We start from the raw sequence: 19,729 nt of genomic DNA on the forward strand, positions 1-19,729 counted from the left end.
TCACATCTGTCACTTAGGGTTGCCGAAGATGTACAGCACACCCTTGGCATAACCGAGATCGAGGAGGCCGACGAGCGTCATCATGATCGCAACGAATACCACCACGACAGCGGTGTAGGTCAACAGATCATTGCGCGTCGGCCAGATGACCTTGCGCAGCTCGCCGATGACCTCACGGAAGAACAGCCAGATCCGGCGCAGGCCGAACAGGCCCCGGCCCTCCGAACGCTTCGCCGCCTTGGCATCCTTCGCGTCCTTGTTCGACGCCGCCTTGGTCGACTTCTTGTCGGTCGGGCTTTCCTCGGTCAGCTCGGCGTCGTCGTCGACAGCGTCGTCGAACACGTCTTCGACGTGCTCGGCCGCGGCGCCCTCGCCACGTCGATTGCTCTCGGCCACTTCGCCCTACTTCCGTGTCGCGGGGGTGGGAGTGCTTGTTTCCGCACTCAGTCACACGCTAGCCCAACGCCCGCCGAAACGCGCCTGCGTTGACTGGAGGCCAGGCCCCGCTCCGGAAGGCATCAAGCCGCAGGGGCGACAGGACTCGAACCTGCAACCTGCGGTTTTGGAGACCGCTGCGCTACCAATTGCGCCACACCCCTGTGCGGTCAGCACACCTCAGCCGGCGGCGTGCACCACTGGCTGGGGTCACTCACCCCACGGCGGACCAGTGTACGGGTAGGCGTCCCCGTTGCCAACTCAGGTAGGCCACTCGACGTGATTTCGCGTTCACACAGCAGAAAGACCGGCAGCCCAATCGGGCGCCGGTCTTTCTGGAAAGCTGCTGGCGGAGCCGCCGGATCAGCGGGTCTCGCGGTGCGCGGTGTGCTTGCCGCAACGCGGGCAGAACTTCTTCAGCTCGATCCGGTCCGGGTCGTTACGCCGGTTCTTCTTGGTGATGTAGTTACGCTCTTTACAGTCCACGCACGCCATGGTGATCTTTGGACGTACGTCAGTCGCCTTAGCCACAGCAGTGCCTTCCTGAATGAGCTGTGCATATCGAGGTCCCAGCGTAGGAGAACACTGCGCTGAAACGCAAAAGAGCGAGCCACAAATGTGACGACGCTCAAGTAGCGGTGGCCGGACTTGAACCGGCGACACAGCGATTATGAGCCGCTTGCTCTACCAACTGAGCTACACCGCTGGGCGCGGGTTGTCCTGAGACACCCGGGTCGAGCCCCCTTACGGAATCGAACCGTAGACCTTCTCCTTACCATGGAGACGCTCTGCCGACTGAGCTAAGGGGGCGTGCGCCACGCTTACCGCGTCGCGCGCCTTGGTAAGAGTACACGGCGGCCCCCATTCCACGAAATCGGGTTACCCCTTCGACTCGCGCCGTGTTTCGCGGCCGGTCAGCCGACCGCGCGCAGCCGCCTGACTTCGCCGCCAGGCGTCGGTTCGCCGTCCGTCCGGGCCCCCAGCCAAGCCTCCAGCCGCTCGTACGGCAGCGGCCGGCTGAAGAGGAAGCCCTGCCCGATGTCGCAGCCGATCTCGGCCAGCAGATCGAGCGTGAGTTCACTCTCGACTCCCTCGGCCACCACCGCCAGACCGAAGTGCCGCGAGATGTCGACCACCGCCCGCACGATCGCCAGATCGCCGGCGTCGGTCGCCATGCCCTGCACGAACGACCGGTCGATCTTCACCTCGTGCACCGGCAGCCGGCGCAGATACGACAGCGACGAATAGCCCGTCCCGAAGTCGTCCACCGAGAGGCGTACGCCCAGCTCGTAAAGCCGGCGCAGAGTCGGCAACGGCCGATCCTCCTCACCGACGAAACCGTCCTCGGTGATCTCCAGGGTGAGCCGGTCCGGCGAGACCGCGTACTCCCGGAGGATCTCGTCGACCCGGTTCGGGAACTCGGTGTCGAGCAGGGTACGCGCGGAGAGGTTGACCGCCACGCCGAGCGGCCGCCCAGCGTCGATCCATTCCCGCGCCCGCCGCAGTCCCTCGCGCAGCACGGCCTCGGTAAGCCGGCTGAGTTGCCCCGTGTGCTCGGCGACCGCCACGAAGTCCTCCGGCGCCACCGAACCGTGCGTCGGATGCTCCCAGCGGGCCAGACACTCCACACCGACCAGATGCCGGTCCCGCAGGTCCACCTTGGGCTGGAAGTAGACCTCCAGCTCGTTGTTGTCCAGCGCCCGGCGCAGATCCCCCGCCAGCCCCAGCCGCCGCACCGACCGCGACTCCATGCCCAGACTGAACAGCTGTACGCCGTTCGCACTGGACTTCGCGGCATGCGTGGCCAACTCGGCTCGCTGCAACAAGGTGGCGGGATCGGTCCCGTGATCGGGATGCACCACGATGCCGACCGCCGTGTCCACGTCCAGCGTCAGCGTCCCGAAGCTCAACGGCTGCTGCAACTGCTTACGCAGACTCGTCGCCAAACTGGTCGCCGCCTCGGCGCTCGGAATCCGCAACGTCACGACGAACTCGTCACCGCCCACCCGGCCGACCAACGCCCCCGCCGCGGCCGCGCTACGCAATCGCGTCGCCACCTCGCCGATCAGCCGGTCGCCGGCCGCGTACCCGAGCGAGTCGTTCACGTCCCGCAACGAGTCCACATCGAAGAACAGGACCGCGACCACCTCACCCGGCGCGCGAACCTTCACCGACTCCTCCAGCGCCGTGGTCACACGGCGGCGGTTCGGCAGCCCGGTCAACGCATCGTGGTACGCGTCGTAGCGCAACCGGTCGACGAGACGTGAGTTCTCCACAGCGACCGCGGCATGCGCAGCGATCGCCTCCAGGAGTTTGACCTCAGTCGGACCGAACTTGCCGAGATCGCCGATCCGGCCCGCGACTTCGAGCGTTCCGATGACCGCGGAGCCCGCCCGTAGCGGCACGACGATGGCGTCCTTGACCCCGGTCGCACGGAGTTCGGCCAAGTGCTCGCTGTCGCCGAAAGCCTCCCCGACAGCGATCGTCTCGCCCGACTCCATCACCTGCTGACGCAGGATGTCCGGCGTCCCCACGAGATCGATCAGGCCGAGCGCGTCCTCTTTCGCGCTGAGCAGCAACTCCGGGTATCGCCCCTGAGCCGGCACCCAGAGCGTCGCGTACTCGGCTTTGAGGAGGGCCCGCACTTTGCCGAGCAGAACATCGGTGAGAGTCCCGTCGTGCGGGGTGTCCGCGACTGCCCGAGTGACGTCGTAGATCTCGGCCAGACTGCTGTGCTGACGCATGAAGTTCGCATAGGACCGGTACGCGAGGACGAATCCGAAGGCGAGCGCCAGCACCAGCAGAATCGCCCAGGGGTTCTGTTGCATCAGGATCAGCACGACGATGCCGATCACTACGTTGATCGAGGCGACGCCGAACCCGGCGATGGCGGTGTTGGCCAGTTGCTTGGTCCAAACCCGTCCCTGCACCAGAGCGATGACTCCGGTGACCGCAGCCAGCGAGACCAGCACGCTGAGGAACACGGCACCGGCGAGGAGCAGCCACGTCGTCGGCTGAACGAGCCACACGCTCCGCGCGACCGGATCGTCGGGGATGACCGGTGTGACGACGAGTTCGGCCGCCGTGACGTTCGCGGCGACCGATGCGACGTTGAACGCCGCCTTCACTGGCGGCACCCGCCGGTGAGCCTGAATCAGCGCCTTCGCGAGTACGCGAACGACGATCAGCGTCACCGGGGGCAGGAACGCCAGCCCGAGCACCAAGGGGATCTCGGAGAGCGAGGCGACTATGGCGTTCCGATGAACCTGGAAGACGAGCGTGGCCACATCAGCGGCGATGAACAGGGCCAGAAAGACGAGGCCCAGGCCCCAGCTACCGATGGGAGTCTCGACCCTGGCCGCGATGACCGAGGTCAGTACGATCGAGATGAGCGCTAGGGGGCCGGTGACGAGCCAGCTCAGCTCCGAGCTGCGCCGCGCGACCGCTGCCGAGCGCGCCAATTGGGCCCCCTATGGTTTAGCCCTCAGATCACTCCGACAGTCAGTTCCAGTCGAAGTCGGTCGCGGTGAGGATGACGTCCTGTTGCGGCACGCTGTGCGTCTCGGTGTCGACAGCAGCGGCGGGCGAGTTCCAGTCGAAATCCGCGAGAACCGAGGGAGCCGCGCTCAGGCCTGCTGCACCGCCACCGATTACGGCGGCCAGCATGCCGAGCACCAGCCCTCGACGAAGCTTGCTAGCGCTCATCGGCGACTCCTGACAATCTCAATGCGGCATAGGCATGGGGGTTCAACGGATAGTGTCACATTAGCGCGTGGCAGGGAAAGCCCCAACGCGGAGCCAGCGCTAGGACTTGCGCGGTTTCGTCCCATAGCGCTGAGAATGTCGACACTCGGCGGACCCCGGCCGGGTCCGACTGTTCCGTTGAGTCCGACCTGTCCGACTCTGAGTATTGCTCACAGTAAGGAACCGATTCCGAGAAGTCAACGATAGTTCGTGAACTGAAGCGCCACTCCGAAGTCCCCGGCTTTCAGCAGAGTGATGACTTCCTGCAGGTCATCCTTCTTCTTGCCGGTCACTCGAAGTTGATCGCCCTGGATCTGCGCCTGAACGCCCTTGGGACCTTCGTCACGAATCTTCTTGCTGATCGCCTTGGCCTTCTCCTGATCGATGCCCTGAATGATCTTGCAATCGATCTTGTAACCCTTGCCCGATGTCTTCGGCTCACCGGCGTCGAGCGACTTCAAGGAGATGTTCCGCTTGATCAGCTTCTCCTTGAAGACCTCCAGCGCCGCCTTGACCCGATCCTCGGTCTCCGCCGACAGCGCCACGGCTTCCTCGCCGGCCCAGGAGATCGAGGCGCCGGTGCCGCGGAAGTCGAACCGCGTACCCAGCTCCTTCTCCGTCTGGTGCAGCGCGTTGTCGACCTCCTGGCGGTCGACCTTGCTGACGATGTCGAACGACGGGTTGGCAGCCATCTTCCCTGCTCCTCGTGGACTGGCCGCCGCATGACGGCCGATCTTCATGGACTGGAGATATGTACGGTTCATCAGCCTATCGGGCCGCGACACCGGGTTGCGAAGTGAGCCAGGCAACCCGGTTGCACGAACGCCCTCCGGTACCGCTATCCTTTCTCAAGTCAACGCGCCCGACGCTCCGGCCGAAGGCGTGGCGACGGCTTTGGCGGGTTGCCCGAGTGGTCAATGGGAGCGGACTGTAAATCCGTCGCGAAAGCTACGAAGGTTCGAACCCTTCACCCGCCACAAGCAGCAAAAAGAGCCCCTGACCTGCGGAAACGTGGTCAGGGGCTCTTTCGTGTCGGTCCCACTCGGTCCCACGGAGTCCGGCCGTGGCTCACTCGTCCCGGCAAATACGCGGCAAAGTTCTAGCGCAAGATCAGCTCTGCCGGTCCTGCTCCCGCAACGCTGCCTCGATCCTTCGGCGCGCCGCATCCTCTTGGCCATAGACGCACTTGGCATAGACGCGCATGAGCACTTGGACGCTGTGCCCCGCCCACTCCGCGACTTGGGTAGGCGCTACGCCCGCGTTCAGCCAGATCGACACGGCAGCATGCCGAAGGTCGTACGGCCGGGCCGCGAGCGGCGACGCTGCCTGATCGGCCGTGAGCGCTCGCTCCCGCGCCTTCTTCCATACGGTTGGATAGGTGTTGTTGGGGATGGTGCTTCCTGGCCAGGTTGGGAAGTAGGTTCCGCCAGGTCCACGGCGGCTCACGAAGAGGCGACCGTCGCGTCCCGGCGGGTACTTCCCCCGATGTGCGCGAAGGATCTTCACCAGCGGGGGCGGAATGGGCACGTCGCGCGTCGCCTTGGCTGACCGATGCTTGAGCCCGCGATCTTCGTGCGACGTGCCGTCGTCGCTCCATGCTCGGCCCACGTTGACGGTCGCGCCGGTGAGGTGATAGGTCCCCCACTCTTCGTCGTCCGCTGGCAATTCGCAGTCCGCATCGCGCACCTGTAGCGCTTCCTCCGGTCGGAGAGCGGAGTAGAACATGCTGGCGAAGAACGCGCCCAGTTCCGGGTAGATCTCCTCCACCGCGCGGAAGAGAGCCTTCGCCTGCGCGTGGTTGGCGACGACCCTGCGGTCTACCTCCTCGTTGGTCTTGGTTGGCTTCCAGCCAACGGCGGCCATCGGGTGCGACGGTAGGGCGCGCAGCTCGACGGCGTACAGCAGGGCATTCGAGAAGACAGCTCGCTTGCGCGCCATGGTGCTAGCCGCCGCTAGCCTCCCGTCCAGGGTGATCGACAGAGCGTCCAGCACCTTGCGAACCAGAGCAGGCTCTGCCAGATCGATGAGCCGAACCGTGTTGGTCTCCAGCCACCGGATCGCGCTCGCGTGCTTGTCGGGAGGCGGTCCCTCCTTGCGGCGTCCAGCGTTGTAGGCCCAGCCGTAGAGCGCGGCCCGGAGTTGCTCGTCAGGCGGCGCGCCGCGCTCTGTCGTCAGCAGCGCCATCGTCGCCGTTGTCAGTGACTCCGCAATGCCCGTGCGGTGCTTGCCCGATGCCCGAGGCCACTTCATATCCACGTAGGCGCAGGCGTGCTCGTACCAGGTCTTGGAGTTGAGCGCGCGTGCCATCGGCTCGGGCAGGCCGCATGCCTCATCGAACGGCACGCCCTCACGCGTCGCCGTACGCAATTTCGCAAGGAAGGACTCGGCGAGCGGTCGCGTGGAGAACGTCTCGCCGAACTCCTGACCGGCGACGGTCCACCTCACTCTGTAGGTTGACTTGCGCTTGCCCTTGTACTCCTTGATCTCCCAAAGACGGACGTTGTAACTGCTCACGCTGTCTCCTCGCGCGCGGACAGCCAGGCATCCAAGTCGCGTCGGCGGATGCGCAAACTGCCATTCGGGTACTTGATCGTCCTGGGCGCAGCGCCCAGCGCCTTCCAGCGGAAGAAGGTGGATTTGGGCACGTCCAGCTCCTCAAGCACTTCGGCGAGCTTGAGGAGGTCGGCACGCTTTGGCTCGGTCGAGCGATTTCGTGCGGGGGCGGCGGTTGCCATGATGAGGTCACTCCTTGCCCTGGTGAGAGGTTGGGAGTGGCCTCGGCGCGCCCATCGGTGGCACGCGCCGAGGCCGTGTCGTTCGGGGTGCTGCGCGTCGTAGCGGGGTGCGTCGTGCGGTTGTGCTGCGTTAGCCCTCTGAGAGCCACGCTGAGCCAAGATCTCGACCTGTCTGGTATCTAGGCATGCGCATAGTTGGCTGTGTGGCTCTCAGGAGTCCGGCGGGGCGGGGTCTACGCGGTGCCGGTCGCTTCGTCTGGCGGGGGTACGGCGCGCAAGTGGCGACCGTCCCGGGGCGAGTTGTGTCCCGCAGGGGCGGGGGTAGCCGTCCCAGCCGTCCCACCCGTCCCATTGCTGGTCAAGCCTGGGACGAGATCTTGACTGGGACGGGTTGAGCCGTCCCACGTTTTTACCCGTCCCGGGGCTGAGCTGGGCTGGGACGGCTGGGACGGCTGGGACGGCTCCCCCGGGGTGTCCGGGCATTCGGGGGCGCAATACCGGTCCCACGCATCAATGAATGCCGCTCGGTGGTAGCCCTTGGCTTGACCGGTCGTGAACCGGATGTTGGTCGACTTCACCTCGAACTCCCGCAGCAGCGCGCCGAGCTTCACGGCGGTCAGATCGGCCCACGGTGCCTCATCCATCGCCCGGAGTTGGGAGAGCAGGTGCCCGGTCGGCAGCGCCTCGGCGTCAGCCCCGGCGGCGGTGAAGACCGTGCGGCAGTCGGTGAGCAGCCGGACGCGGTCGGAGTTGGCGGCGGTCTCTTCCCGAGCGCCGGTGAGGGTGACGGCGGCGGTACGCGCCCGGATCGGCCAGTCCCCGCCCGCCAGGTCGGCTACCGCGATCAGCGGCTCCCACGTGTCGGCGTCACGGTCCTCTACAGGCATGACCGGCTCGGCGGTACGCAGCTCGTCGAGGTGGGCGGTGATCCAGTCACGCACCTCGTTGCCGATGGTGGCCAGGATGGGCCGGTCCCGCATGACCCGCCACGGCGACACCTTCTCCCGCGTCGCCCGGCGGCGCATGTGGATGACCACAGCCCGGTCTTCGATGGTGTCGGGTGCGGCGCCAATTCCGGCCATGGCCGCCATGGCGAACGTGGGGATGCGCTCAACGCGCTGGCTGTTGGCGTCGTAGCGCAGCGCGGGCCGGTTGCGCTGGTGACCGGCGTTGAGCAGCCCGCGCAGGTCCTCGTTCGATCCGGCGACCGCCGGGCCAAAGATCGTGTCGTACTCGTCGATGAGCAGCGTCGGCGGGTCCTCGGTGCCGATCGCCCGGTACACGGCGGCGGGGCTGGCGTTGACGGTGATCAGCGGGTTGTGGCAGGCAGCCTCCACCAGGTCTAGCAAGCGGGACTTGCCGCAGCGCTTCTCGGGTGCACGGATGACCAGGCGGGCGGCACACGCCCACGCGGCCAGACCGTAGGTCGCTGCGACCCACAAGACCACGGCGTCCAAGGATTCGTTGTCGGGCAGGATCACGTACTGCCGGATGGCCGCACGGAGCCGGTCGAGTAGCTCGGCCCCGTTGACGTGCTTCGGCTTGTCGGGTCGGGTCACAGGTGTACTCCTTCGACGGCGAACCCGTCACGGATCGCGTTGGGTGTGGATTTGGCCGGCGGCCAGCCCGCCCGGTCGCACGCCGCGACGAGCAGGTCAAAGGCGGCTGTGCCGGTGAGGTGTCCGGCGGCGACGATGCGGGCCGCACCGCGTGCGCAGCCGTAGAGGGTCACCCTCCGGCGACCGTCTGGGGCTTCGCTGATGCGGGCTAGCAGGGTGTCCATGAGCCGGTCGGGATAGGAGATGGCCCCGCCCCCAGTGGTGATGTGTGTCGGGCGGGAGGCCGGGCGTTGCGCTGGTCGCGGGTCGGGCGTGAGGCACCACGTCAGCAGGGGCGGGGCCACCTCGGTTATCGGAGCCTGGTCGTCGGCCCACGCGTACGGTCGCCGGGTGTCCGGGTGCACGCTGGGCGGTGCCGCGAGGTAGCCGCCGTCGGCTTTGATGTCGATCCCCGGGGCCAACTTCCCGTTCGTGCTGGGGACCTTCACGTGCGGGCCGGGATGCCGGTAGTACAGGTGCAGCCCACCGGAGCCGGTGACGACGTAGCGGGTCGGCGGGGTCATCCCACGGGCGATGAGCTGGGTGAGGCTGGCCATGCCGCCCTTGGCCGGATCGACGTCGACACCGACCAGACCGGACGCGGCCCCCGTGCGGATGGCGAGCATGCCGCGCGGCTCGAAGTTGAGCATGCGCCGGATGGTGAGCGGATCGCGGCTGGCGGCGTAGAACCCGTGACAGGTCAGGCAGCGGCAGGCTTGCGGGTCATGTGCGCCCGGGGCGTTGTCCTTAGGGCAGTTGGCGCAGTTACCTAAGGGGCGTTTGGTGCGTCCGAGCATGAAGACGGGCCATCCGTTGGCGGCGTAGCGCAGCGCAGCCGCCAACCAGGGGTGAGACACCGTAGGTGTCCTCCTTCCATGACGGACGCGGCCGACATGCGTTGTCGGCCGCGTCGTGTGGTCTGTCGGCTAGACGTGGAACAGCACGCGGAGGCGGTCGGCTACCAGGTGGTTGTCGAACCGCTCCCACGCCTCGGCGGTGTTGGCGCGCTGTGCCTCGGCGTAGGCGATGGCGGTCTTCGGTGTCATCGAGCACAGTTCGCGGTCGGTCAGTTCGGCCAGTTCGGGGTATCGGGTGGCGATGGTGGGGCCGAACTCAGCCACCGCGCTGCGGCCGGTGGTCCACGGCGTGCCGGTCACCAGCTCGTAGATTCGGGTGATCATCGGGTGCCTTCCTTGGCGCGGTTGATGGTGCGGGTGAGCGTGGTTTCGCTGCGTACGGCGGCGAGCCGCGTTCGGCGCAGGTGGTTGAACAGGCGTCGGCCGAGGCGCAGTCGCCAGCCGTCGCCGCCGCACAGGCGGCAGGTCTTGGGGCGGCGCAGGATGCGGGTGGACTTCCAGCCCTGGCCTTTGCACATCGGGCAGGGGCGGAACGGGCGCAGCCAGCACAGCCAGGCGTAACCGAGCGTGACGACAGCGGCGACGATGAACGGCAAGGCGGTGATCATGGTCGTGGGGGTAGCGGTAGCGGCGTCGGATGCCACGGAATGCCTCCACAGGCAGGTTTTCGGGGTGTTGGAGGGCAGCCCGCTACCCGCTACCAGGGGTTTTCTTGCCTGGTAGCGGTGGTAGCGGGGTGGGTAGCGCGAGCGCTACCGGTAGCGCGGGTGCCGCTACCGATCGCGGCGAGTCGCGGCGGCCTGAATCTCCACAAGTCGGGCACCCTTGGGCGAGCGTCCGTCTTCCTTGATGTTCACGCTGGGTACATGAAGCGCCCGGAGTTGTGCGGAGATCGTCTCGGCGGTGATGTCGGCGTAGTGCTCGGGGATGCGCTCGGCCAGCCGTTCGGCGAGGCGCTGCCAGGAGAGGCCGTTCTCGCCGGGGTGGAACATGGCGACCGCGTCGGCGAGCACGTCTCGCACGTCGCGGGTGATCTGCTCCCCGGCGGCGTAGCCGGACAGCGTCCCGGCCGCCACGCGATGCTTGCGGGCGGCGGTGAGGATCTTCTCGGCGTCGGTGTGGTCGGCGAGGTAGGTCCGCACGACCGGGGTGTCGTCGGACGCCCCGTAGAGGATGCCGACGCCGCGATAGTTGTCGCCGGTCGGCAGAGTGGAGGCGTCGAACCCTTCGGCGTAGGCGTCGCCGCCGAGGATGGCCTCCGACACGATCCGGTTTCCGCACTTGAGCGCGAACCGAACATCGTGGTTGTCCCGGAACCGGTTGAACAACCGCGACACGTCACCCGCGCCGACACCGGACGGCTTCTGGCTGGCCGAGATCATCACCACCCCGGCCGAGGGACCCACGGCTTTGATGAACGACAGCAGGGCCGCGATCTCCCGGTTGACCTCCTGGTCGTCGGTCTCGAAGTAGTTCTGAAACTCCTCCATGACAAGAACCCACACGCGCAGCTGCTCGTACTTGCGCGACAGTTCCCGGGTGATCTTGCCTTCGGGGCATTCGGTGACCGGCAGTTTGGCCAGGAAGTCGTTGACGGTCTCAATGTGCTTCTTGACCTCGCGGAGCATGTCGAGCACGTGCGTGATGGGGTCGTTGTCGCGGCTGTTGGGCACGACGCCGCACACCCACCGGTGCGCGACCAGGCGGAACTTGTCCCAGTCGGCCGACATCTTCCCGTCCACGATCAGCAGCTTCACGTACGGGTCCATGGCCGCGTACAGCGCCAACGCCCGAGCCGAGAACGTCTTGCCCTTACGTGGCTGTGCGCCGATCAGCACGCTGATCCACATCAGCAGCAGCCCGACCTTCCGGCCACGCTCATCCAGCCCGAACGGTGCCGGGGACCAGATGTCGCGCACCTTGCCGTCCAGCAGTGGCGTACGCCCTGCGGGAATGGCCAGTGGGTCACGGTCGGCGACGAACAGCACATGCCGCCGATGACTGGTCACGTCACGGCTGATGAACACCTGATTCGGGGACACATCCAGACCCGAGGCGATAGCTCCCTTGGCCTTGATCGCGTCGTCGAACGTCTTGCCGTAGGGCAGGTCAATGAGCACCTGGGAACCGGTGCCGGACGGGTCACGGGCCATCGTCGACCCGAACGCGATCTGCTGACCGGGCCGGTCAGGATGCCCGAGACCGGCGGCGTAGTAGGCACGCACGACGATGTCGGGGTTGAGCTTGCGGAACCGGCCACCGACCACCGCCGGGGACACGATCGCCGTCCCGGCCGGTTGGCCGAAGTGGCGCAGCACCCCGATACCGGCGGCGACCGCCCCCGCGGTTGCCCACCACGGCGCGGTGCCGAGCATGTTGATGCCGAACGCCAGCCCGGCCGCTTCCGCCGCGAGCACCAGGAACCGGAAGAACCTGGTGTTCTTGCCCTCGCGGTGGACCGTGGCCCACATCTTGCCGTCGTCGGCGTTCGCGGCGGCCTGCTCCAAGGTGCGGGCCTCGTTGACCCACCACCACCGCAGTTGCCGCCCGATCACGACCGGGATACCGCGCAGGGCGTAGCCGGTAGCGCGCACCCCGTACCAGGGGCTACGGACCAGGTGGAACGCCACAATGTGACCGCAGCGGCCCAACGCTCGCACCGCCTCGGCGCGCAGCGCGGTCAGCGACCGGAACACGTTCGGGATGACCTGGCGACGCTTTCCGCCGGGGGCCAGGTCGGGCAGCGCGACGGGCATGCCGCCGGGCTGTGGTTCCTCGTCGAGCGCGACATCGAAATGGGATCCGGCGTTGCCGGTCTGCTGCTCGCCGTTGAGCAGCTCGGCAAGTCCGGCATCCCAGTCGCGCGGAGCGTCTTCGTTGATTGCCATGATGAGCAGGCACCTTCCGTCAGATGGCTGGAGGGGGTGTGCGGGGCGTGACCTGCGGTTTGCGAGGCCAGGAGGTCACGCCCCGGCGCGTCATCGGTGCTGGTTGCTGTTGATCACACCGGCCTGAATGCCGACGCGGGCGTTGCCGGACACGACGTTCACGGTGTTCACGCCCGGCGTCGGCGACGCGGTGAGGGTGCGCAGGGCGGCCAGGGTCACGTACTCGACCTCGGCGCGGATGTTGAGCCGGTGCAGCTCGTTGACGTGCGCCCACACGATCGAGCCGACCTCGTCGGCCTGCATGGTCAGCGGTGCGCGGCTGTCGCCGGTCGCCAGGTACAGGAAGTCGGTGTGCTCGTGCTGGACGCTGTCGGGCCAGACCGGCGCGGGCATCCGGGCGACCAGGAACGGCATCGGCGCGGGTGTCATGCCCATGCCGTACAGCGCCGTCAGGTCGGGTGTGGGTGAGACCAGGTCAATGGTCAGCCCGGTCTCTTCGGCCACCTCGCGGATCGCGGTGGTGTGCGGGGCCTCGCCGGGCTCGACGTGCCCACCGGGGAACAGGAACATGTCGGCTCCGAGGTGGTGCACGAGCAGCACCCGGCGGGCGGTCACGTCGAGCACGACGGCCGACGCGGTCAGGTGATGGGTATCGGCCGTGTCGCCAGCAGCCGCAGTGTCGGGGTGGTTGAGGTAGCTCATTGCGGTGGTACTCCTTCCGTCCGCCACGGTGGCGGCCAGCGCACAGACCGAACCGCCATGAGGGCTCGGTCTGCACGCTGGCGGTCACCATCAGGGCCGGAAGCGGATCACGTTGGCGTTGATCTGCCCGATCACCACGGTGGAGCCGCCGTCGCCGGAGACGACAACCGTCGTGTTGCTCGCGTCGGCATGACGGGCCTGAGGAGCCGGGGATACGTGCTCGGCGGCGAACCGTTCCAGCCGCCGGAGTTTGGTAGGCGTGCCGTGGCGATCCCATTGACCGGGGTACTCGGGCATGTGCCAACTGACCTGACCGTGGCCGGGAAGGTCGATGTACACGACGATCCGCAGGCCGGGGACGGCGGAAGGCTTGTTGTCGTAGCCGATCCCGCACGGCAGCCCGAGCCGGGATGCCTCCGCCAGCGCGGCCAGGATCAGCCGGTACCGGGCGGGATAGTCGGTGTCATGGGCGCGGATCTGGCCACACAGGGCGGCCAGATCCGCATACCGGCTGCTCATGCCGTCTCGCTGTCGTCGTGGCTGTTGAGCAGGTGGGCCAGAGCGGCGCCCATGCCGAGCACTGCGACGGGCAGGCAGGAAACCAATGTGGTGATCCACCAGGGGGCGGCGGTCATGCCGGCGGATTCCATGAGGTGGTAGGCGACCTGTCCGGCCGAGCCGACCAGCAGCGAGCAGATCGCCGACCACTTGGCGAACCGGCGGGCGACCGCCGGAACCGCGCTACCGGCCAGCCACGCCCGCAGGGCGAACGCCGCGTAGACCTCGACGCCGATCGGCAGGGTGACGGCGGTGTTCAGTGAGAAGTCGTCCCAGATGCCCGGCAGCGGGTGCACGATGCCGAACCCGGTCAGCTCGCCGAGCCCGACCCAGCCGGACCAGATGGCCACGAACGCGGGAAGGGCGATCAGGAAGACCGGCCAGGACCGGACCCGATGGGGGGTGCGCACCGTGGCCGCCGTGGGCGCGAGTGTGGCCGGGTGTCCGTCAACCGCTGCCAGCGGCGCAACGGCCGGAGTGTCGATCACCGTAGGCGTCGCCACAGGCTCGATCACCGGCGATGGGACCGGCGGGTTGGCGGGACTGGCGGGCGGGTCTGCCGGGGTCGGCTCGATCACCGGCGTTGCCGCCGGAGTCGGGGGGAAGTCGGTGGCGGTCAGCGCGTCGCGCAGCGCCGCCGCTTTCGGGGCACCGATCTTCAGGTGCCGCATGAGCGCGTTGCGGGACGGCGTTGTCCCGATCGTGTCGGCGAGGGTGCGCGCGTGCGGCAGCAGGTCTTCTACCGCTACGGGGTAGGCGCTGGTCGGGGCAGTCACTTGGAGCCTCCCGAGTAGGGGTAGTCACGGGAAAGGGTCAGGTCGAGGTGGGTTGAGCCGTCGTCGTTGCGGAACAGGCTCGACTCGTAGGCAACGGTGAAGACCTCACGCAGCACCGCGACGGCGTTCGTCACGGCCTGCTCCGAGCCTTCAAGGCGCACCGCGACCGGCGCGACATGCCGCCGGAAGGCGCTCGGCCCGGCGGGGCCGTCGTAGTCGAAGTCGGGCATCAGGCGACCGCCAACCGGCGTACCGGCCGCATAGCGGCCTCGGTCAGGTTCAGCAGGTCCCGCAGCGCTGCCAGGCGCTCGCGCTCGGCGCGGCGCAGCCGCTTCCAGTCCAGCTCGGACGGGCCGCCGTCGGCCGTCAGCAGCAGAATCTCGGCCTGTGTCAGGTCCAGCTCGGCCGCGATCAGCGGCCATTCCAGCTCGATAGCGGTCAGCTCGGCCTCGGACGGGCCGGTCAAGTCGTTGAAGTCCATGGGGTCGCTCAGTTCCTTCCAGCGTTCCGCGTGGCCTTCGGGCCGGTCGCGGTGCCGCCGCAACGGATGCAGCGGCGTTTGGCGGTCGACATGACGGCGAGCGCGCCGCAGACGCAGGGGCAGAGCACGGCGCTTTTCGGGACCGTGATCCGCACCGACGCGGCAAGGGATGCGAGCATGGAAACGCTCCTTCGGGAGTGGGAGCCGAGGCGCAGTCCCTAGCCGCCAAGCAAGGAGGACTGCGCCTCGGCGCATGAAGAACAGGTCAGACAGGCCGTAGCCAGTCGGGAAACGCTGTGTGCATTAGCGCTGGCCCCGCCGCCTGCTCGCCCGGAACCGACCCGGGGTCAACGCAGGGATTTGGTGGCTGTCACAACGGCCAGCCAGCGCGTTCCGCTATCGCTATTCACTTCTCAAGTGGTGCCAAGCGCTCAATGGCCGAAACCTGCGTCACAGCCGAAGCCGCTTCGCCGTCCGTCACCACAGGCCAGGATCAGGTCTTTCCTCGCTAGTTTGCCGGTTTGCTAGCGAACTTGCGAGGAGCGTAAGCCGCGTCACACGACGGTGTCAACACCTCGCTAGCAAACTGGCAAACTTGCTGCTCTAATGGACGCCATGCAGGCACACACCACTGAGGCGACGCTGCCGGTCAAGTACCGGATCGCCGACGCCTTGCGCGCGCAGATCGTGGACGGCCACTTGAAGCCAGGCGATCCACTGCCGACCATCGAGGAGCTCTCGTCGCAGTGGCGTTGTTCGACGTTGGTAGCGCGGGAGGCGCTAGACGTCCTGAAGTCCGAGGGCCGTGTCAGCGGTGGCCGTGGCAAGCGCGCCACGGTGCGGATTCCGCCCAAGCGCATCACGCTGTCGAACGAATGGAGTCAGGAGCAGAAGGACCTGGTTCTAATGCCGTCGTCGGTGCGGGCCGCACGCGGAGCTATCGAGCTGACCGCCGGTATCCCCATCGAGGAGATTCAGTCGACCCATCAATACGAAGTAGTGCCCGCGTCCGCTGAGATCGCTGCCGAGTTCGGCATCGAACCGGGCACGCTCGTTCAACAGCGGACCTATGAGATGACCGACCCTGCTAGCGGCCACCGGCTGAGTTTCAGCGTCTCCTACATCCCACTCGCGCTAATCGAGGGCAACCCAGCTCTGCTCGACGATGCCAACGAGCCGTGGCCCGGCGGCCACCAACACCAGCTCTACACGGTAGGCATTGAGATTGATCGGTTCGTGCGCGGCGTCATCGCGATGCAACCGACGCCCGGCGATCGACAGAAATGGGGGATGGAACAGGGAGTTTCGCTGCTGCGGGTTCGTAGCCGGTCGGTCGACATCACCGGTCGTGTCGTAGAACTCTCGGACGCTCTTTACCCGGCGGACCGTACCGAGATTGCGTTTACCGAACAGCTACAGCGGTGGCCCACCGACCATCCGAAGTACGACGAGAAGGCAGATCGACTGTGAAGAGTGAGCGGCCGAGAATCGATCCGGCATTAGGACTAGACATCGCTCAGCATCGCACGGTGAGCCGCGAGGCTGCCGGGTCGGTGAGCGTCGTCCTTCCGGCACACAACGAAGCGGATCGGATCACGCGCTCGGTGGCTGACGCCTTTGATGGGCTTAGCCGCCTCGGTGGCTCGGATCATGAGGTGATCGTTGCCGCGAGTGGATGTACCGACAACACTGCCGAACTTGCGGCGGCAGCGGGAGCGAAGGTTGTAGAAGCGCCCGTTGGCAAGGGGTCGGCCATGCACGCTGGTGTTCAGGCATCCAGCGGAGATGTGATCTGCCTGATTGACGGAGACCTGCACTACTACGGGGACCCACCGCTCGTTTCCGTCCTGGCAGATCCGATCTTGCAAGGCATTACGGACGCGACGATCAGCAATCTGTACTGGAGGCCGCTGTATCCCCAGATGTGGATGCGGGGATTCTTCACTCCACTGATGGGAGTGCTGTTTCCGGAGATCTTGCCCAAGGTAGGGCCTACGCCCTGGTCGGGGCAGCGCGCCGTTCGGCGGGAGTTTTGGCCCGCCGAGCTGCCGTCCGGATTCACCAGCGATGTAACCCTGCTGCTGCACTGGAACCAGCATGCTCCGCGCATGACGCCTGTCGTCACCGATGACTGGTCACACCCCCAGCGCACCGACGAAAGCAAGGAGCGACTCATGGCTGCGGAGCTGGCGGTCATACTTCGCCATGCAGTCGGCCAAGGTCGCATGGAGGCCAGCGAGGAACCCTGTTTTCTCCAGTGGTACGACCAGGCACACGAGATGATGGCGGCCTACAGGCCGGGCGTGGACGACCCGCAGGAGTTTGAGCAAACGCTTCTCACCGAATCACTGGGTGCCCTGCGGCACAACCTCCGCCAATCGGGGGCCGAATAGCCGGCGCTTTGGCCGCAGGCAGGCTAGACAGTCCCGACCAGGTCAGCCGCCGCCTCTCAGGAGGGAAGTCCCGTAGCAGCTAACCGGTTGCCATGGTCCATCGCCATGAGCACTCATGAGGTTCCGGATCACTCGCCATGCTTCGGCCTTAGTTTGGTACGCGCGCGTGTCGCCACCGTGGCCGGTCATGTTGACGTACCAGCGGCCATCGCCGAGAACGCCAACGCTGATGTGGTGCTCGCGCCACGATCCCGATGACCCGTTCCGCCAGCGCGCGCGGCACTCATAGGTGACTCTCAGCAGGTCAACCCGGGTGCCGCGCTCGACTGTCACACGAGCGATATTAGAACATGTGTTCGTTAGTTCGGGATAGATCTTGGCAACAGGGCAGACAGTGATGTATGCCAAGATCTATGACCTTGGGGAAACCGACTACACCGACCGACTCAATAGGCAGCCAGATAGCCGCATTTCTCCGGCCTCGGTGGCTCCGCCTCACCCTGGCAACCACGTTCGCGGGCCTGGTCGCCGTCATCGTTGGCGGCGTCTTGCACTGGCTGGCAGCAGACGCGGCGGCCACGTCGGCATTGGGCACCTGGCGATGGATCGCCTTCACCTGGCTAGTGCTCGCCGCACCGTGGTGGGCAATCGCGATCCTGCGGACGTTACGCCCGGCCCGTAGCTACGTGATGGCAGCGAGCGCGGCTGTCGCTCTCGCTCTTTGCCTCGGCCTGCCGAGCGCGACATGGTGGACGTACGCCGTCAACCACTCAGCCGGTAAGGGTGCAGCGTTCGACAGCTCCGCCGTCTTTGCCTTCTTCTCGTCGGCGTTCTCGCAGTATCGCGAGCCGCTAACCGAAGAGGGCGAGATGAAGATCGGGGCCAGCGTGCGCCGCAAGAGCCGTTCCGCCGTCCTCGACCGCGTGAGGCAGGTAAGGGCTGTCCTTGACGCACCCGTTCCCGGTGAGACACCACCGCCGGGCAAAGATTGGCAGCGCACCCGATACAACCTGGCCATGGCGAGCAAGGTCCCCGGCGAGCCCGGCAAGCTGACTTACGAGGTGATCGCCGAGGAGACCTACCCGGTCGACGCCTTCCCCTACTGGGGCAACGCAAAGCTCGGCGTCACGCTGTGGACCTTCACCGTGCGCCAGGACGGCGAAGGCCGATGGTGGGTAGCCGACTTCATCCACCCCGACGTCTGTGCCGCATACCGCTACGGCCACGGTTGCCAAGTCACCGACCCGCGTCTTCTTCCCAGCGGTCAAAGCCCATCGCCGACCCCAACCCCTAGCGGCGAGGGCTTCAACAACTGGGAGTTCCTGCCCTGTCAGCCCAGAGATCCGCTGCGTCAGTTCCACGAGTGCGCAACCTCTAGCCCCTCAGTGACAGGCTGACTTGACGCCAGCATGGGATTTCTCTGCTGTCGATTAGGTGATGGTGCCTGCCCGGCGTGCCGCAACCACCTTGCGCCAATGCTCAAAGAATGCCTCGGCATGAGGCCGACCCAGGTTTGCAAGCAACCAGTCTGGATCAGCAAAGCGCAAGTTCTCGCTCAAACGACGATATAGGCCACTGAGAAACTGCTCGATGCGGAAATCAATGTACCGTTCCAGCTCAGTAAAGCTGACGATCTCGAAAAAGAAGGTACCAGAGAGATTCACATCGTCTAGCTGCCGGACAACTTGCGCCCACGGGACCTGACTGACGGTTGAACCTTGAGCGTCAACCAGCACAGTGAAAACTGGACCAGCAGTCACCACGATGGGATACACGAATGCGAAAGACGGGGATAGAGGATCGTCTTCTCTCCATCGATCGGAGGCGTAGTAATCAAAGCCTTCATCGCGGACTGACTGGATCGCCTTCGCCATTGGATACTGAATGCTGTCGTGAACATTCGCGTTGTCAGCTTTCCATGTGCCGGATTGTTGATGCATGCGAAGTAGCTGATTACCTCTGGCGGTCTCCTTCTGGGGCCAACCCGGTATGTCATGGAACCGAAGCTTACCGGGGGTTGACGCATAAGGATCCTTTTCGAATCCCATCACCAAAGGGTCGAATTCAGAGTCGCAGAAGTCGTCAATCGCTAGTGACGGTCCGTGGTCCTTCGAGCCGACAACCACGAACGGATTTTGAGTGTTCTTGCATTCAACGATGATGTGTGTATTGATGAAGAACGCGGCCAGGTTCAGGTCACCGACGAACTCGCCGTTCGAGATGAAGACATCGATCTCACGCGACTTTCCGGTTTCTTTGTCACGGAAGGGCCAGCCGACGCTCGGCGCCCATCCCTTCTTCGCGAAGACTTGCGCTACACGCTGCTCCAGCAAGAATCCCGTCTGATCCAATGCAGAGATAATCTGATCTTCACTGGGCAGACCCATCGTGCCTCCTTCTGCGCCTGATGCCTCGGTGACTTTGCCCTGCCTGGCCGATAGATGCAAGCCACTTTAGAGTCAGCTCCAGGACACGGAGCGCGGCGTCGGCTGTTCGGAGGCCCCCCGGTGCAATCGCAGGTACTAGCCCGAGCGGCTCGGCCCCTCATCGGCAAATGCTCGT

At 66.0% G+C, this 19,729-nt stretch carries 22 protein-coding genes and 4 tRNA genes; 4 read left to right on the forward strand and 22 right to left on the reverse strand.

From position 1 onward, the window contains the following. Window positions 1-9: 9 nt before the first annotated feature. The 8 genes from secE to HDA40_RS20695 all read right to left on the reverse strand — a co-directional run bounded on the left by secE (window position 10) and on the right by HDA40_RS20695 (window position 4,871). Window positions 10-342, reverse strand: a complete 333-nt coding sequence (gene secE / locus HDA40_RS20660) for a preprotein translocase subunit SecE (protein WP_253758345.1) — start codon at window positions 340-342, stop codon at window positions 10-12. Window positions 343-526: 184 nt separating this feature from the next. Next, window positions 527-599: transfer RNA gene (locus HDA40_RS20665), tRNA-Trp, on the reverse strand. A 199-nt stretch (window positions 600-798) separates the two neighbouring features. Beyond that, window positions 799-966: a 50S ribosomal protein L33 gene (gene rpmG / locus HDA40_RS20670; RefSeq protein WP_018347744.1), complete on the reverse strand. Its 168-nt coding sequence runs from the start codon at window positions 964-966 to the stop codon at window positions 799-801. 102 nt (window positions 967-1,068) lie between these two features. Then, a tRNA-Met gene (locus HDA40_RS20675) sits at window positions 1,069-1,141 on the reverse strand. A gap of 31 nt (window positions 1,142-1,172) precedes the next feature. Then, window positions 1,173-1,245: transfer RNA gene (locus HDA40_RS20680), tRNA-Thr, on the reverse strand. Window positions 1,246-1,349: 104 nt separating this feature from the next. After that, entirely contained in the window at window positions 1,350-3,896 is a 2,547-nt protein-coding gene (locus HDA40_RS20685; protein WP_253758347.1) for a putative bifunctional diguanylate cyclase/phosphodiesterase, read from the reverse strand. A 40-nt stretch (window positions 3,897-3,936) separates the two neighbouring features. Further along, the gene (locus HDA40_RS20690) at window positions 3,937-4,140 is read right to left on the reverse strand and encodes a hypothetical protein (RefSeq protein WP_253758349.1); all 204 of its coding nucleotides are present in this window, start codon (window positions 4,138-4,140) and stop codon (window positions 3,937-3,939) included. A 236-nt stretch (window positions 4,141-4,376) separates the two neighbouring features. Further along, window positions 4,377-4,871, reverse strand: coding sequence for a YajQ family cyclic di-GMP-binding protein (locus tag HDA40_RS20695; protein ID WP_253763707.1), 495 nt, complete (start codon window positions 4,869-4,871; stop codon window positions 4,377-4,379). A 204-nt stretch (window positions 4,872-5,075) separates the two neighbouring features. On the opposite strand from HDA40_RS20695, the gene HDA40_RS20700 reads away from it, so the two are divergent. Further along, window positions 5,076-5,156: transfer RNA gene (locus HDA40_RS20700), tRNA-Tyr, on the forward strand. 133 nt (window positions 5,157-5,289) lie between these two features. On the opposite strand, the gene HDA40_RS20705 is transcribed toward HDA40_RS20700, so the two are convergent. The 13 genes from HDA40_RS20705 to HDA40_RS20765 form a co-directional block, all read right to left on the reverse strand. Continuing rightward, a complete protein-coding gene (locus HDA40_RS20705) occupies window positions 5,290-6,693 on the reverse strand; it encodes a tyrosine-type recombinase/integrase (RefSeq protein WP_253758351.1) in 1,404 nt (467 codons plus the stop codon). Then, a complete protein-coding gene (locus HDA40_RS20710; RefSeq protein ID WP_253758353.1) occupies window positions 6,690-6,914 on the reverse strand; it encodes a helix-turn-helix transcriptional regulator in 225 nt (74 codons plus the stop codon). Before HDA40_RS20710 ends, HDA40_RS20705 begins: the two co-directional genes overlap by 4 nt. Before the next feature lie 233 nt (window positions 6,915-7,147). Next, entirely contained in the window at window positions 7,148-8,473 is a 1,326-nt protein-coding gene (locus HDA40_RS20715) for a DUF3631 domain-containing protein (RefSeq protein ID WP_253758355.1), read from the reverse strand. After that, window positions 8,470-9,309: a bifunctional DNA primase/polymerase gene (locus HDA40_RS20720; RefSeq protein ID WP_253763708.1), complete on the reverse strand. Its 840-nt coding sequence runs from the start codon at window positions 9,307-9,309 to the stop codon at window positions 8,470-8,472. The genes HDA40_RS20715 and HDA40_RS20720 overlap by 4 nt, the downstream gene beginning before the upstream one ends. Window positions 9,310-9,438: 129 nt before the next feature. Further along, window positions 9,439-9,693 carry a hypothetical protein gene (locus HDA40_RS20725; protein WP_253758357.1) on the reverse strand — a complete coding sequence of 85 codons (255 nt, stop codon included), beginning with the start codon at window positions 9,691-9,693 and terminating at the stop codon, window positions 9,439-9,441. Beyond that, window positions 9,690-9,977 (reverse strand): hypothetical protein, encoded by a 288-nt coding sequence (locus tag HDA40_RS20730; protein WP_253758359.1) that lies wholly within the window; start codon window positions 9,975-9,977, stop codon window positions 9,690-9,692. Before HDA40_RS20730 ends, HDA40_RS20725 begins: the two co-directional genes overlap by 4 nt. A 165-nt stretch (window positions 9,978-10,142) precedes the next feature. Continuing rightward, entirely contained in the window at window positions 10,143-12,257 is a 2,115-nt protein-coding gene (locus HDA40_RS20735) for a cell division protein FtsK (protein ID WP_253758361.1), read from the reverse strand. 90 nt (window positions 12,258-12,347) lie between these two features. Continuing rightward, complete coding sequence (locus tag HDA40_RS20740) at window positions 12,348-12,959, reverse strand: NUDIX hydrolase (protein WP_253758363.1); 612 nt, start codon at window positions 12,957-12,959, stop codon at window positions 12,348-12,350. A 90-nt stretch (window positions 12,960-13,049) separates the two neighbouring features. Further along, on the reverse strand, window positions 13,050-13,478 hold the full coding sequence (locus tag HDA40_RS20745; protein WP_253758365.1) for a hypothetical protein: 429 nt from the start codon (window positions 13,476-13,478) through the stop codon (window positions 13,050-13,052). Further along, the gene (locus HDA40_RS20750; RefSeq protein ID WP_253758367.1) at window positions 13,475-14,293 is read right to left on the reverse strand and encodes an ABC transporter permease; all 819 of its coding nucleotides are present in this window, start codon (window positions 14,291-14,293) and stop codon (window positions 13,475-13,477) included. The genes HDA40_RS20745 and HDA40_RS20750 overlap by 4 nt, the downstream gene beginning before the upstream one ends. Next, entirely contained in the window at window positions 14,290-14,523 is a 234-nt protein-coding gene (locus tag HDA40_RS20755) for a hypothetical protein (protein WP_253758369.1), read from the reverse strand. The genes HDA40_RS20750 and HDA40_RS20755 overlap by 4 nt, the downstream gene beginning before the upstream one ends. After that, window positions 14,523-14,774 carry a DUF6284 family protein gene (locus HDA40_RS20760; protein ID WP_253758371.1) on the reverse strand — a complete coding sequence of 84 codons (252 nt, stop codon included), beginning with the start codon at window positions 14,772-14,774 and terminating at the stop codon, window positions 14,523-14,525. Before HDA40_RS20760 ends, HDA40_RS20755 begins: the two co-directional genes overlap by 1 nt. Before the next feature lie 8 nt (window positions 14,775-14,782). Next, window positions 14,783-14,953 carry a hypothetical protein gene (locus HDA40_RS20765; RefSeq protein WP_253758373.1) on the reverse strand — a complete coding sequence of 57 codons (171 nt, stop codon included), beginning with the start codon at window positions 14,951-14,953 and terminating at the stop codon, window positions 14,783-14,785. 436 nt (window positions 14,954-15,389) lie between these two features. Here HDA40_RS20765 and HDA40_RS20770 point away from each other — a divergent pair, with 436 nt between their 5' ends. From HDA40_RS20770 to HDA40_RS20780, 3 genes are all read left to right on the forward strand, one after another. Beyond that, on the forward strand, window positions 15,390-16,244 hold the full coding sequence (locus HDA40_RS20770; protein WP_253758375.1) for a GntR family transcriptional regulator: 855 nt from the start codon (window positions 15,390-15,392) through the stop codon (window positions 16,242-16,244). A gap of 59 nt (window positions 16,245-16,303) precedes the next feature. Then, the gene (locus HDA40_RS20775) at window positions 16,304-17,167 is read left to right on the forward strand and encodes a glycosyltransferase family 2 protein (RefSeq protein ID WP_253758377.1); all 864 of its coding nucleotides are present in this window, start codon (window positions 16,304-16,306) and stop codon (window positions 17,165-17,167) included. A 413-nt stretch (window positions 17,168-17,580) separates the two neighbouring features. Further along, complete coding sequence (locus HDA40_RS20780; protein ID WP_253758379.1) at window positions 17,581-18,564, forward strand: hypothetical protein; 984 nt, start codon at window positions 17,581-17,583, stop codon at window positions 18,562-18,564. Between the two features lie 33 nt (window positions 18,565-18,597). Here the strand turns inward: HDA40_RS20780 and HDA40_RS20785 are convergent, their stop codons facing one another. Next, complete coding sequence (locus HDA40_RS20785) at window positions 18,598-19,554, reverse strand: hypothetical protein (protein ID WP_253758381.1); 957 nt, start codon at window positions 19,552-19,554, stop codon at window positions 18,598-18,600. Window positions 19,555-19,729: the final 175 nt, after the last annotated feature.

The sequence above is a fragment of the Hamadaea flava genome, from assembly GCF_024172085.1.
GTDB classification, from domain to species: domain Bacteria; phylum Actinomycetota; class Actinomycetes; order Mycobacteriales; family Micromonosporaceae; genus Hamadaea; species Hamadaea flava.